This is a genomic window from Micromonospora sp. CV4, from assembly GCF_003667455.1.
GTDB lineage: Bacteria > Actinomycetota > Actinomycetes > Mycobacteriales > Micromonosporaceae > Micromonospora.
This window is the reverse complement of sequence record NZ_RCVI01000342.1, coordinates 85,889-99,146: the sequence shown is the minus strand read 5'-3', so window position 1 is coordinate 99,146 and position 13,258 is coordinate 85,889. Positions and strand designations below refer to the sequence as shown.

Annotated in this window: 11 protein-coding genes and 1 pseudogene; 2 read left to right on the top strand and 10 right to left on the bottom strand. The window is 71.5% G+C overall.

Features of this window, described 5'->3' with window-relative positions:
- Nucleotides 1-536 (top strand): hypothetical protein (locus EAD98_RS24245; RefSeq protein ID WP_233583954.1); only part of this gene is annotated, 536 nt, incomplete at its 5' end.
- Between the two features lie 195 nt (nt 537-731).
- Nucleotides 732-1,601 (top strand): annotated as a pseudogene (locus EAD98_RS24240) (LysR family transcriptional regulator); the annotation flags it as partial.
- 23 nt (nt 1,602-1,624) lie between these two features.
- On the opposite strand, the gene EAD98_RS31690 reads toward EAD98_RS24240, so the two are convergent.
- The 10 genes from EAD98_RS31690 to EAD98_RS24190 all read right to left on the bottom strand — a co-directional run bounded on the left by EAD98_RS31690 (nt 1,625) and on the right by EAD98_RS24190 (nt 13,218).
- Nucleotides 1,625-2,386, bottom strand: a complete 762-nt coding sequence (locus EAD98_RS31690) for a serine hydrolase (RefSeq protein WP_147457480.1) — start codon at nt 2,384-2,386, stop codon at nt 1,625-1,627.
- A 38-nt stretch (nt 2,387-2,424) separates the two neighbouring features.
- Complete coding sequence (locus EAD98_RS24230) at nt 2,425-4,044, bottom strand: amidohydrolase family protein (protein WP_121656291.1); 1,620 nt, start codon at nt 4,042-4,044, stop codon at nt 2,425-2,427.
- On the bottom strand, nt 4,044-4,808 hold the full coding sequence (locus EAD98_RS24225) for an amino acid ABC transporter ATP-binding protein (protein ID WP_121656290.1): 765 nt from the start codon (nt 4,806-4,808) through the stop codon (nt 4,044-4,046). The genes EAD98_RS24230 and EAD98_RS24225 overlap by 1 nt, the downstream gene beginning before the upstream one ends.
- The gene (locus EAD98_RS24220; RefSeq protein WP_233583953.1) at nt 4,805-5,761 is read right to left on the bottom strand and encodes an amino acid ABC transporter permease; all 957 of its coding nucleotides are present in this window, start codon (nt 5,759-5,761) and stop codon (nt 4,805-4,807) included. Before EAD98_RS24220 ends, EAD98_RS24225 begins: the two co-directional genes overlap by 4 nt.
- Nucleotides 5,762-5,769: 8 nt before the next feature.
- Nucleotides 5,770-6,657 carry an ABC transporter substrate-binding protein gene (locus EAD98_RS24215; protein WP_121656289.1) on the bottom strand — a complete coding sequence of 296 codons (888 nt, stop codon included), beginning with the start codon at nt 6,655-6,657 and terminating at the stop codon, nt 5,770-5,772.
- 121 nt (nt 6,658-6,778) lie between these two features.
- Nucleotides 6,779-7,774, bottom strand: a complete 996-nt coding sequence (locus EAD98_RS24210; protein ID WP_158609840.1) for an acyltransferase domain-containing protein — start codon at nt 7,772-7,774, stop codon at nt 6,779-6,781.
- 22 nt (nt 7,775-7,796) lie between these two features.
- A complete protein-coding gene (locus EAD98_RS24205) occupies nt 7,797-9,488 on the bottom strand; it encodes a family 43 glycosylhydrolase (RefSeq protein WP_121656288.1) in 1,692 nt (563 codons plus the stop codon).
- 102 nt (nt 9,489-9,590) lie between these two features.
- Nucleotides 9,591-10,595 (bottom strand): substrate-binding domain-containing protein, encoded by a 1,005-nt coding sequence (locus EAD98_RS24200; RefSeq protein ID WP_121656287.1) that lies wholly within the window; start codon nt 10,593-10,595, stop codon nt 9,591-9,593.
- Between the two features lie 23 nt (nt 10,596-10,618).
- Nucleotides 10,619-11,683 carry an ABC transporter permease gene (locus EAD98_RS24195; RefSeq protein ID WP_121656286.1) on the bottom strand — a complete coding sequence of 355 codons (1,065 nt, stop codon included), beginning with the start codon at nt 11,681-11,683 and terminating at the stop codon, nt 10,619-10,621.
- Nucleotides 11,680-13,218, bottom strand: a complete 1,539-nt coding sequence (locus tag EAD98_RS24190) for a sugar ABC transporter ATP-binding protein (protein WP_121656285.1) — start codon at nt 13,216-13,218, stop codon at nt 11,680-11,682. The genes EAD98_RS24195 and EAD98_RS24190 overlap by 4 nt, the downstream gene beginning before the upstream one ends.
- Nucleotides 13,219-13,258: the final 40 nt, after the last annotated feature.

The window sequence follows — 13,258 nt, the reverse complement described above, 5'->3', positions numbered from 1 at the left end:
GCCCGGCGACCCCGGCGACCCCGGCGACCCCAGCGCCGCCGACAAGCGGCACGCCAACGCGATCCGGGTCCAGCCCCGGGGCCACGCCGTCCGCGACCTCGACCCGGGTTCTCGACCTGTCGATCAAGGCTCCACGGACCCTCACCCTGGAAGTGTCCGGGGACGCCTACGCCGGCTGGCTCGACGTCACCATGGGCAACGCCGGCACCCGGGCGTACGACAGTGGCGACCTGATCGTGGTGCTGCCGGTGGAGGCGACGATCAACCTGGACGGCACCGGGATCGGCGGCTGCTTCAACCAGGGGCAGAACGACGACACGAAGACGATGTTCTGCACCGGCGACGCGCGGATCCCGGCGGGGGGCTCCCGGTCGTACCGGATCGGCGTGCGGGTGGACATCGCGCCGGGCGGGCCGGCGCGGACGCTCACCGGCTTCGCGCTCACCGTACGGGCGAACGTGCAGGGCGCCTTCCCCGCCGACACCACCCCGGCCGACAACACCGCCCGGACCGATCTCAAACTGCCGCCCGGGTGAGCCGCCCGCGCGGTCGGATCAGCGGCAGCGCAGGCCGCGACCGGACCGCGCCGGCGGTCAACGGACGCCCTCGAACAGCGAGCGGCGCCGCCTGCCAGCACTCCGGTTCCGGTGATCGTGCGTATTGTCAGCAGGGTGGTCCGGCCGCGGCGAGGGCCGTTCGCGCCGCTGGGAGCAGGGGAAGGCGGTCCACGCATGTTCAACACGGCGCGACTGCAGGTGGTGCTGGAGATCGCCCGGCACGGGACCATCGTCGCCGCGGCCGAACAGCTCCGGCTCAGCCCGTCCGCCGTCTCCCACCAGCTCGCCACGCTGGAGCAGGAGGCCGGAGTCGCGCTGGTGGACCGAGGGCCGCGCAGCCTGCGGCTCACCGTGGCGGGTCAGCGCCTGGCCGACTACGCACAGCAGATCATCGATCTGATGTCGGCCGCCCGCGACGAGCTGTCGGCCCACGGGGAGGGTCGGCGGGGTCTGCTGCGGATCGGTTTCTTCGCCACCGCCGGCACGGAGCTGCTGCCGCGCGCCCTGTCCAGCTTCACCGCCGACCACCCTCAGGTCGAGTTGGCGTTGATTCTGGGGCAGCCGTCCGAGCTGCTCCCCCGCCTCAACCAGGGCGAGCTTGACCTCGTGGTGGTGTTCGACCATCCGCTGAGTCCCGCACCGGAGATTCCTCCCGCGACGGTCTCCCCGCTGATGGTCGATCCGCAACTGGTCGTGCTCCCGGCCTGTCACCCGCTTGCCGGGCGGCGGCTGCGGCTCAGCGACCTGGCCGACGAGCCGTGGATCACCACGCTCGGTGTGCAGGGCGAGGTCTCCGTGCTGGAGTTGGCCGCGCGCGCCGAAGGGTTCCAGCCCCGGATCCGCTGCCGCAGCGACCACTACGAGGTGGTGCTGGGCCTGGTCCGGGCCGGTGTCGGCGTCGCGTTGGTGCCGTCGTTGGGTCTACGCGACCCCGGCGAGGTGGCGGTCCAGCCGCTCGACCACGCCAACCTGCATCGGGAGATCGGGGTGGCGCTGCGCCCCGGCAACCCGAACCCGGTGGTCGGCAGCTTCGTGGAGCGGCTGACCGACGCCGCGTCGGGGCTCAGTCAGGCGCTGTCGGAACGGTGGCCGCGCGTGCCGGCGAGCCGGCCGACGGTCGTGCCCCACCGCCGCAGTTCACCCACCGCGGCCCGCTCCGCGCCGGACGGGAACGCCGCTACCACGGCGTAGACGACGGTTTGCCGGCCGACGACGATGCCGGCGTCAGCGCGTACACCGGTGTCGGTGCCGGTCTTGTTCAGCACCTGGACGCCGCCGGTCGACCACGGGTCGTGCGGGATGGTGTCGGCGACGAGCGTGCGGTCGGTGTTCCGGGCGAGCCAGCCGCGCAGCAACCCGGACGCCCGCTGGCCCTGCCAGGTCCCGTTCGCCACGTCGGCGAGGAAGGCGCAGAGGTCGTGGGCGGTGCCGGTCGCGAACGTCGGGGGTACGTCCGGGCCGCGGGCGGCCCGGATCCGGTCGTGCACGGTGGTGTCCCGAAGGCCGCTGCGGCGAGCCAGCTCCTGGACGGCGTCGAGCGTCACCAACCGCAGCAGGGCGTTGGTGGCCGCGTTGTCGCTCACCGTGGCGACCGCGGTGGTGAGGTCGGTGACGGTCCACCGTCGCGGCGAGAGCAGGCCGAGCAGGCCGGTTCCGCCGAGTGCCCGGTCGTCGTCGAGCAGGTCGACCGGCTGGTCGGGGGCGAGGGTCTCCTCGGCGAGGCGGCGGGCCACCTCGCCGAGGAGCAGCAGCTTGCCGACGCTCGCGAGGGGCAGGACCAGGTCCGGGTCGTGTGTGAGGGTCCGCCCGTCGTTCAGCCGTCGTACCATCGCACCGATCCGCGTGGGGCCGGCCGGGCCGTCGGCGATCACGTGCGAGCCCGGGTGGCGGGTTCACGATCCGGTACGGCCAGCACCCGGCCCGGTCTGGCGTCGGTGACCCGGTCGCCGTCCACGACGACCCGGCCGCCGACCACCACCTGGCGGACACCACGTGGCGGCGCGAGCGGATCGTCGTACGTCGCGCCGTCGGCCATCTCGGCGGGGTCGAGGACCACCAGGTCCGGCGCGTACCCGTCGGCGAGCAGGCCCCGCTCGACAAGGCCGAACCGGCGGGCGGGCATCGCGGTCATCTTGTGCACGGCCTCGGCCAGGCTCAGCAGGCCCACGTCACGGACGTAGTGGCCGAGCACCCGGGCGAAGCTGCCCGCCCAGCGCGGGTGGGGTCGGCCCGGTTTGGGCACGCCGTCGGAGCAGAGCATCGACAGCGGGCTGGTGAGCACCCGGCGTACGTCGTCCTCCCGCATCGAGTGGCTCAGGATGGTCACGTTGCCGCCCTCGGCCGCGAGCAGGTCGCAGACGTAGTCGACGGGGTCGATGTCGCGGGCGGCGGCGAGCTCGGCGATGGTGCGGCCCTCGACGGCCGGGCTGGTCGGGGCGGAGGCAACCCGAATCAGGTCCCAGCCGCCGTTGCCGACGGTGTTCTCCCAGCCGGGCAGTCCGGTGGCCACATCGACGCGGATGCGATCGCGGACCGTCGCCCGTCGGACGGAGGTGAGCATCGCCGGCACGCCGTCGGCGATGACCCAGGGCGGGAGCAGAGCGTGCAGGGCGGTGCTGCCGGCGGTGTACGGGTAGACGTCGCAGAGGACGTCCAGCCCGGCGTCCCGCGCCTGCTCGAGGCGGGCCAGGGTGCGGACCGTAGCGCCCCACGACCGCCGCCCGGCCGTCTTGTGGTGCGAGACCTGCAACGCCGCCCCGGCCGCGGTGGCGATCTCGATCGCCTCCTCCAGCGCCGACTCGACCTGCGACATCTCGTCGCGCAGGTGCGTCACGTACGGCTTGCCGTGCGCGGCGGCCACCCGGGCGAGCGCGATGACCTCGTCGGTGCCGGCGTTGACCCCCGGCGGGTAGATCAGGCCGGTGGAGAGGCCGGCAGCGCCGGCGGTGAGCGCCTCGTCAAGCAGCGCGCACATGCGCCCGAGTTCGTCGGCGGTGGCCTGCCGCTGCGCGAAGCCGACGACCGCGGCACGGAGCGTGCCGTGGCCCACCAGGGCGGCGAGGTGGTTGCGCCGGGCGACGCCCTGCGCGGCGGCGAACTCCGCGAAGGACGCGTACGTCGTCGCCGGCGGGCCGAACGTCGCGGCGACCAGGTCCCGCACCGTCCCCGCGCGCTCCGCTGGCACCGGGAAGGGGCTGATCCCGCAGTTGCCGCAGATCTCGGTGGTGACGCCCTGGAGCAGCGGCGCGAGCCGCAGCGTCTCCCGCTGTTCGTCGTGACCGGCGAGCAGGTCGGAGTGGGTGTGCACGTCGATGAAGCCCGGGGTGACGACGAGCCCGCCGGCGTTGACCACCGTGTCGGCGGCGCTGCGGCTGCTCGGAGGCAGCAGCAGCAACCTGCCCGCCCGCACCCCCACGTCGGCGCTGCGGGCGGGCGAGCCGCTGCCGTCGATGACGTCTCCGCCGGTGACCAGCAGGTCCAGCCGCATCACAGCACCTTGGAGAGGAAGGCGCGGGTCCGTTCGTGCGTCGGCGCGGCCAGAACCTCCCGCGGCGCGCCCTCCTCGATGATGAGGCCGTCGTCCATGAAGACCAGGTGGTCGCCGACCTCGCGGGCGAACCCCATCTCGTGGGTCACCACGATCATCGTCATGCCGCTCGCCGCCAGGTCCTTCATCACCTCGAGCACCTCGCCGACCAGTTCGGGATCGAGCGCCGAGGTCGGCTCGTCGAAGAGCATCAGCTTCGGCGACATCGCCAGGGACCGCGCGATGGCGACTCGCTGCTGCTGCCCGCCGGAGAGCTGCGCCGGGTAGTGGTGCGCCCGATCGGCGAGCCCGACCCGGTCGAGCAGCTCACCGGCACGCTTGCGGGCGTCGGGCACCCGGACGCCCTGCACGGCGACCAGACCCTCCATCACGTTCCCCAGCGCGGTGCGGTGTGGGAAGAGGTGGAACCGCTGGAACACCATGCCGATCGACTCGCGTTGCCGGCGCAGCCGGGCGTCCGGCAGCGGTCGCAGTCGCCCGCCGCGCTCCTCGTACCCGATCAGCTCGCCGTCGACGTAGATCCGGCCCGCCTGCGGCTCCTCGAGGTGGTTGAGGCAGCGCAGCAGGGTGGACTTGCCGGAGCCGGAGGGGCCGACCACGCAGACCACCTGGCCGCGCTCGATGACCAGGTCGATACCGCGCAGCACCTCGAGGCGGCCGAAGCTCTTGCGGACCTGCCGGCACCGCACCATCGGCGCGGTCATCGCGCGCTCCCGGTGAACCGCAGGTTGCGGCCGATGCGTCCGCGCAGCGTGCCGGGAACGGTGGTCCCGAAGCCCCGGCTGAACCGGCGCTCCAGGAAGTACTGGCCGACGCTGGCCACGGTGGTGAGGACCAGGTACCAGATGGACGCGACGATGAGCAGGGCGATCACCTCGAAGTTGGTCAGGTACAGCCGCTGAGCGACGGTGAGCAGGTCGGCACCGGCGATCACCGAGACCAACGAGGTGGTCTTGAGCATCGAGATGAACTGGTTGCCGGTGGGCGGGACGATGATCCGCATCGCCTGCGGCAGCACCACCCGTCTCATGATCTTCGCGCGGGACATGCCGAGGGCCGCGGCGGCCTCCTGCTGACCGGGATCGACGGCGCGGAGCCCGGCCCGGACGATCTCGCTCATGTAGGCGCCTTCGTTGATGCTGAGCCCGAGCAGCGCCGCGACGAAGCCCGTGACGAGGGCGTTCGTCTCCCAGGTCATCAGCTTCGGTCCGCCGAACGGCACGCCGAGACCAATCTCCGGGAAGATCAGCGCGATGTTGAACCAGAAGATCAGCTGCACCAGCAGCGGCGTGCCCCGGAAGAACCAGACGTAGGCCGTGGCTCCGGTGCGCAGGATCCGGCTGGCGGAGGTCTGCATCAGGGCCACCACCACGCCGAGGACCACGCCGATCAGCATCGACGCGACCGTGAGCTGGATGGTGACCCACAGCCCTTCCAGGATGACCCGGTCGAACTGGTAGTCGACGACGATGTCCCAGTGCAGGTTGGGGTTGACGGCGATGGACCATCCCAGCCAGACCAGGACGAGTGCGACCACCCCGGCGGCCAGCCACCGCCCCGGTCGGACGGGGTGGCTGATCCGGTTGGCCTGCGCGGTGTCCAGCTCCGTGGGCGCCGGGTCCGCGGCGCGTACCCGCTCGTCAGCCGTACGGTCCACGGGCGTGCTCACTTCTGGTCGTTGACGGTGGCCGCCTGGATGGCGCTGCCCGTCACGCCCCACTTCTCCAGGATCTTCGTGTAGTCGCCGCTGTCGATCAGCTCCTGGAGCGCCCGCTGCACCGCGTCGCGCAACTGGCTGTCCTTCTTGTCGATCGCGATCCCCCACGGTCCCGCCTCGTACTGGGCCTCCAGCACCTCGTACTTGCCGCTCTCCTGGGCGAGCATCTTGGCGACCGGGTAGTCGACGATGGTGGCGACGGCCCGTCCGGCATCGATCTGGAGCAGGCCGGTGGGCGCATCCTCGCTCTGCGAGATCGTCATCTTCTTGGCGCACGTGGCGTTCTGGCCCTCGCCGATGGCGAGGTTGGAGCTGCCCTTGGCCAGCACGACGGCGCGGCCGCACAGGTCGGCGAGGTCCTTGACCGCGGCGGGGTTGCCCTTGGCCACCATGATCGAGCCGCCGGCCTGGAAGTAGTCGACGAAGTCGACCGCCTTGCGCCGCTCCTCGGTGTCGCTCATCGACGACATCGCCAGGTCCCAGCGGTCGGCCTGTAGGCCGGGGATGAGACCGGGGAAGCTGGCGTTGGTGATTTCCAGCTTGAGGCCGAGCCGCCCGGCGATGGCCGCGGCCAGCTCCGGGTCGACGCCGGTCAGATCCTGGGTGCCCGCCTTGTACATCTCCATCGGTGGGTAGCCCTCGGCGGTGGCGACCCGGAGGGAACCCTTCGCCTTGATGTCGGCGGGCACGAGGTCGGCGGCCTTCGCGTCGGCGGCGACGGAGGCGGCGCCGCCGGACTGTGGCGTCTGTCCGCTCGTCGAGCGGCCACAACCCGTTGCCGCGATCGAGATGGTGACGAGACCGATGACGACGTGGAGCGCACGCTTCCTGAGCACGGCAAACCTCCTGGCTGGGCGACTGGCGGGACCCTATCCGGGATCAGCCAGCATGAACAGCCTGAATGCTCTGCATGGTGTGCATCGAAAAATCCGATGCTGGGTCGGTCGCAGGTGTCGGTCAGAAGGGGAAGCGGCCACGGCGCCACTGCCAGTGGCGGCCGGCCTTCAGGTGGTCGACGATCGCCCGCTGAAGCACCGTGCGGCGCGGCAGCTGGTCCAACGGCGTGGTCAGGGTGCGGAACCCGAACCGCAGCACCTCGACGTCGGCGTCCAGCCCTTCCGGCTCCTCGTAGGGCTCCAGTTCGAACCTCCGCTGGAACCGGACGATGTTGGAGTCCCCGGGCAGGTATTCGAGCAGCTGCGGGTCGAGCAGCCACGAGCCGCAGGAGAACGCCGTGTAGTGCTCGTCGGGAAAGTGGCGCGGAAAGAACGCGCGGGCCTCGTCGAGCGATGCCGCGACCGCCTCCGGGGTCAACGGCCCCGAGTCGGGGATGTGCAGGTCGATGGCGGTGCCGCCGCGCTGGTGCTGCAGCCGGCCCAGCTCGTAGATGCCACCGCGCGCGTGCAGCGTCAGCCAGCTCTGCATGACCGGCCAGCCCTCGCGGCGCATCCGCCGGTCGATCGCGAGGTTGCGGCCCAGGTCCGCGAGGGTCACCCACGACACGTCGTCGGGGACGCCGTGGTCGCGGTGGTACCCCCGGACGGCGTCGACCAGGGCCAGGTACGCGTACACGTACAGATGCCGCCAGGCGGGACCCCGGTCGCGCGGTAGCGCGGGACCGGGCGACAGCCAGCCGTGGCCCCCGAGATCGGCGCGGACCAGGGCGATCGAGCGGTCGAGCAGCCAGCAGAGCTCCGGCGTCCACAGCGCGGAGTCGATGTCGGGCCAGCCGGCCATGATCTCGGCGGCGTCGTCCGGCCGCACCGCGAGCCGGTCGAGGATCGCGGGCGCGTCGGCCCTGGCGGGCAGCGGGGCCGACGGCCGGTCGCCGGCGAGCTGGTGCACGCGCTCGACGTCCTCGACGGGTACCCCGAGCCGGAAGGCGGTGTCGGCCAGATTCGCGCGGACGACCCTACCGGCCGGTGGGGTCGTCCTGCCGGCGGCGAGATCCACCGCCGGCAGGACGGCCCGGCCGCTACCTCGTGCCGTTGAGGCCTGCCGCCAGCGCCTCGGCGAATGACGTGTCCGCGGCGCTCCCGCTCACCCCGAGCCGCCACGTGCCCCCGGGAAGGTCACCCACCGGCAACGACCGTCCGCCGGGCTGCCACAGCGGCTGCCAGGCGATCGATCCGCTGGGCCGGTGGAACCACCGGTTGTCCTCGTTCCAGGCCGAGCCGGCGCGGTAGGCGGCCACCAACGTGGTCGTGTCGTCGGTGGCAAGTGTCCAACTGGTGAAGCCCGCCGCGTCGCCGTCCCGGTCCTGCTGGCCGGGGTCGCCGAGCCGCGGCAGGGCCGAGTCCAGGTTCCAGGCGGCTTCCCAGACCGGCGCGGTGGTCGGGCCGGCCACGTGCCAGACGAGGCTGAGGTCCGTGGTGGTCGTGTCGAACCGGAACCGCCAGTCCGCGGTCACCGGCTCGTTCCCGAGCGGGATGCCGTTGAGGCTCACGTCGGTGCCGTCGGCGGAGACGGTCACGTCCCTGGCCGCGCCCGCCACGTCGGTGGGCCCAAAGGCTCCGACCGCGAGGTAGGGCGCCGTGGATCGGGACGACGAGTCCGTGACGGGCCGGTACTCACCACGTCCGGCGGGATCGGCGTCGTAGGAGACCAGCCGCGCCTGGGGCGCCGTCTGCACGACGGCACGGTAGTAGGGAGTGGTGACGACACGGCCCTTCGTCACCACCGGCGTACGCCAGTTCAGCGGCGCCAGCCAGAGCCCGCCCTGACCCCAGCCGGCGCCGGTGACGTACCAGTCGCCCGTGCCGGAGTCGTCCTTGACCACCTCGGCGGCGTGCGCGTTGATCTGCCCCGCCAACTGGTCGACGGTGAAGTGGAAGGGGTCGGCGCTGCGGTAGACGCGGGTGTCCTGGTATCCGCTCTCACAGCACACGAAGAGGTACCACGATCCGCCGTGACGCACCACGAACGGCGATTCGGTCGGTCCGCCGAAGGTGCCGGTGGCCGGGTGTTCGAAGGCCGTCCGCCGGGCTCCCCAGTGGATCAGGTCCTTGCTGGTGCGGTAGGCGACGATGTGGTGACCACCCGCCGGTGTGCTGTTGGCGGTGTAGTACATCACCCACTGGTTGCCGACGCGGGTGACCATCGGGTCCCGGCCGTCGAAGCCATCGGTGAACAGGGGGTTCGCCGGGTGCCGGGTCCAGGTCTTGAGATCCTTCGACGTGGCCAGCTGCATCCGGTAGGCCGTGTGGTCCGCGGTGCCGCCCGCGTAGTACATGTAGTACGTGCCGCCGTGGAACAGGACGTACGGCGCCCAGATGTGGCTCTCGCCCGCGGCGGGGTCGGCCTCCAGCGCGAACGGCTGCTTCGTCCAGGGTCCGCGCGGCGACGGCGCCGTGGCGTGGCCGAAGAACCGCTCGTCGAGCGGGTTGGCGGGCTCCGCGTGGGTGATCGCGAAGATGTGCCACTCGCCGGTACGGCGGTCGCGCACCATCGTGTGGTCGTTGTAGTACCAGCGCTCGTTCTCGCCGACGCTCGGGTCGTAGACGTGCACGAAGTCGCCGGCGCCGACCACGGTCGACCGGTTCTCGTACGGCTGGTTGTCGATCGCGGGCGGATCGGCCGCCCGAGCCGCGACCGGTGTCGCGATCAGGCTCAGGGCGACCGCGCACAGCGCGGACAGCCGGCCGACGCGGGACGGTAGGCGGGGCATCGCTTTCCTCCAGGGCTCGATGCGGGTTCCGGTGGCGGTTTCCCGGTCGTTCGGCGGTGCGGGCCCGCCAGCGTCCTCGGCGGGCCCGCACCTGAGGAACTGCTACTGCTTGCCGCCGAGCTCGGTGTAGGCCTGAGCGGCGTTGTCCTTGGTGATCTGCATCGTGCCGAGGGTGGTCGACTTCGGCACGTCCTTCGAGCAGTCGACCAGGATCTTCTTGGCCAGGTCGATCGCCTCGCGGCCGCCGGTCGCGTACTGGAACGTCGCCTGCAGGCGACCCTGCTCGACCGCCTTGATGCCGCCGGACGCGACGGGCAGGGCGTCGATCCCGGTGAACTTGATCGCCGTCTCCTTGCCGGCGGCCTTCGCCGCGAGGTAGGCGCCCTCCGCCATCGGGTCGTTGTGCGCGTATACGGCGTCGATGTCGGGCTGGGCCTTGAGCATCGCGTCCATCACGCTCTGCCCCTTCTCCCGCAGCCACTCGGCGGTCTGGGTGGCGACAATCTCGATCTTCGGGTTGCTGGCGATGCCCTCCCGGAAGCCCTGAGCGCGCTCGGCGGCCGGGGTGGAGCCGGGCAGGCCGGAGATCTCGACGACCTTGCCGCCCTGCGGCAGCAGCGTCTTGGCGTAGTACTCGCCCGCCGCCTTGCCGATCGCCACGTTGTCGCCGCCGATGAAGGCGGTGTACGCGTCACCCTCGACCTTGCGGTCGAGCACGATGACCGGGATGCCCTGGTCGTACGCCTTCTTCACCACGGCGGTGAGCGGCTTCGCCTCGTTCGGCGAAATGATCAGCAGGTTGATGCCCTGGGAGAGGAAGTTCTCCACGTCGGCGACCTGCTTGCTGTTGTCCTGGGCCGCGTCCGAGACGACGACCCGGAACCCGGGCACCGCCTTCGCCGCGGTGTTCACGTCGTCGTTCATGACCTGCCGGTACGGCTCGGCGTTGTTGGCCTGCGACATGCCGATCAGGAAGTCCTTGCCGCCGCCGCACTGGGCGGAGGCGTCGGTGCCGTTGTCACCGCCGTCCTTCTCGACGCTGCATCCCGTGGTGAGCGCGAGCGCGGTCAGCGTGAGGATCGTGATGGCTCTTCGGGCGTAGCGCATGTTTCCTCCAAGGTGGTGGTGGGTCAGGCGATGCGGGGGCGGAGCCTCTGCAACGCGGCGGCAGCCACGATGACCAGTCCCTTGACGACCAGCTGCACGTTCGCGTCGATGTTGTTGAGGGCGAGGATGTTGTTCAGGATCCCGAGCAGCAGGGCGCCGGCGATCGTGCCGCCCATGGATCCGCTGCCGCCGGCGAGACTCGTCCCGCCGATGACCACGGCCGCGATCGCGTCCAGTTCGTAGCCGGCACCGTCGTTCGGGCTGCCCTGGTTGAGCTGACCGGCGTGGATGATCCCGGCCAGTGCGGCGAGCAGGCCGGAGATCGCGAAGACGGTGACCCGGACGCGCCGTACGGGCACGCCGGAGAGCCGGGCGGCCTTCTCGTTGCCGCCGATCGCGTAGACGTGCCGCGCGAAGGCGGTGCTGCGCAGCACCAGGAGCGCGCCGACGCCGATGGCGAGGAAGATCAGGGCCGGTACCGGCAGCACTCCGTTGATGGAGCCGCTCAGCAGCGAGAACGCCTCGGGAGCCTCCTGCGGCCCGTCGCCGTAGGCGATCGGAATGCCCAGTCCACCGGACCACATCCGGGCGATGCCCCGAGCCGCCTGCAGGCCGGCCAGGGTGACGATGAAGGACTGGATCCCGATCCGGGCGACGATCGCGCCCTGCGTCGCCCCGAACGCGGTGCCGATGAAGAGCACGATCAGGACCGTGGGCACGATGCCCAGGCCGCTGTCGACCATCAACGTGGCCGACCCGACCGCGGCGAGCCCGAGCACCGCCCCGACGGAGAGGTCGATGCCGCCGATCAGGATCACGAACGTCATCCCGACCGCGATGATGCCGATCTCCGAGACCGCCCGGACGATGTTGGCGAGGTTCCCGGAGCTGAGGAACACGTTCTCGCCGTTGCGGGACGGCGAGACGGCGATCGCGATCAGGAAGACGGCGACGAGCCCGAACAGGCTCTGGAACCGGAAGAAGTTGTCGACGATCGCGTGCCGGTCCTTCGGCAGTCGGATCGCGCGGCGGCTGGGCGGTGTCTCCGGCGGCGATGCGGCGACGGTGGTGGGGTTGGGCGGGTTCATCGAGACTCCTTGACGTCGTCCCCGTTGGCCGCGGCGAGGATGGCTTGTTGGGTGGCGGAGGCGCGGGGCAGCATGGCCACGGTGCGACCACGGTGCAGGACGACCACCCGGTCACAGAGGCTCAGCAGCTCCGGCAGCTCCGACGAGGCGAGCAGGATCGCCATGCCGGAGTCGGCGAGCCGGTGCAGCAGGTGGTAGATCTCGGCTTTCGCGCCGATGTCCACTCCCCGGGTCGGCTCGTCGAGCAGGAGTAGTCGTGGTCGCATCAGCAGTTGCTTGGCGAACACGATCTTCTGCTGGTTGCCACCGGAGAGCGTCGCCACCGGAATCGACGGTGATGCCGCCTTCACCGCCAGGGTGGTGAGCTGTTCGGCCACCGTCCGGCGCAGCAGCGGGCGGCGCACCAGCCCGAGCGTGGTCAGCGACGACAGCGCGGAGAGCACGACGTTGTCCGCCACGGAGTGCTCCAGCATCAGCCCCGCGCCACGCCGGTCCTCGGGGACGAAGGCCACCCCGCGCGCCAGTGCCGCCCGGGGGCCACCGGGGCGGTACGGCCGGTCACCGATGGTCACCTGGCCGACTCGCCGGCCGGAACCGCCCGCGCCGAACAACGTCTCCAGCAGTTCGGTACGCCCGGCGCCCATCAACCCGGCGAGGCCGACGATCTCTCCGGAGCGCACGGTGAGATCCACGCCGGCTGGCTCGGTCCGACCGGGCACCGGCCGGCGGGGCGTCACGGCGAGCCCGCGTACGTCGAGGAGCACGTCACCGGGTTCGTTGCGGCCCTCGCCGAAGAGCGCGTCGACCGACCGGCCGACCATGAGCTGGATGATGTCGTCCCGGGAGGCGAGCCGCGGGTCGACGGTGCCGGCGACAGTGCCGTTGCGCAGCACGGTCACCCGGTCGGCGATGAGCTCGATCTCCGCCATCCGGTGCGAGATGTAGACGATGCCGACTCCGGCCCGGCGCAGCTCGGCGATCGTCGCGAAGAGCCGTTCGACCTCGGCGTCGGCCAGCGCCGCGGTCGGCTCGTCCATGATCAGGACTCGCGCGCGCAGTGACAGGGCTCGACCGATCTCGACCAGTTGCTGCTCGCCGACGCGCAGCGACCCCACGAGCCGGCGCGGGTCCAGGTCCGCGCCGAGCGTCCGCAGGTGCGCCTCGGCCTGCCGGCGCATCCTCCGGATGTCGACGGTGCCGAGGCGGGTACGCGGCTCGCGCCCGAGGAACATGTTCTCCGCGATGGACAGCCCGGCCACCAGGTCCAGCTCCTGGTGGATGGTCGCGATGCCAGCGCGTTGGGCATCGGCCGGGCCGGCGAAACTGACCGGCTCCCCGTCCACCTCGATCGTGCCGTCGTGCTCGGTGATCACACCGGAGAGCACGTTGATCAGCGTGGACTTGCCGGCCCCGTTCTCGCCGAGCAGCGCGTGCACCTCACCGGCGGTCACGGTGAGGTCGATGTCGCGGCAGGCGTGCACGCCGCCGAACCGCTTGCCGATGCCGGTCATCCGGACCAGCGGCCGATCTGTCATACGGCACCTCGTGGCTCGTCTGCGGATCTGGGGGTTGGAC

Coding starts and splice junctions, on each gene's coding strand:
- EAD98_RS31690 (WP_147457480.1), bottom strand. CDS start 2,386: ATGGTACGACGGCTGAACGACGGGCGGACCCTCACACACGACCCGGAC.
- EAD98_RS24230 (WP_121656291.1), bottom strand. CDS start 4,044: ATGCGGCTGGACCTGCTGGTCACCGGCGGAGACGTCATCGACGGCAGC.
- EAD98_RS24225 (WP_121656290.1), bottom strand. CDS start 4,808: ATGACCGCGCCGATGGTGCGGTGCCGGCAGGTCCGCAAGAGCTTCGGC.
- EAD98_RS24205 (WP_121656288.1), bottom strand. CDS start 9,488: ATGCCCCGCCTACCGTCCCGCGTCGGCCGGCTGTCCGCGCTGTGCGCG.
- EAD98_RS24200 (WP_121656287.1), bottom strand. CDS start 10,595: ATGCGCTACGCCCGAAGAGCCATCACGATCCTCACGCTGACCGCGCTC.
- EAD98_RS24195 (WP_121656286.1), bottom strand. CDS start 11,683: ATGAACCCGCCCAACCCCACCACCGTCGCCGCATCGCCGCCGGAGACA.
- EAD98_RS24190 (WP_121656285.1), bottom strand. CDS start 13,218: ATGACAGATCGGCCGCTGGTCCGGATGACCGGCATCGGCAAGCGGTTC.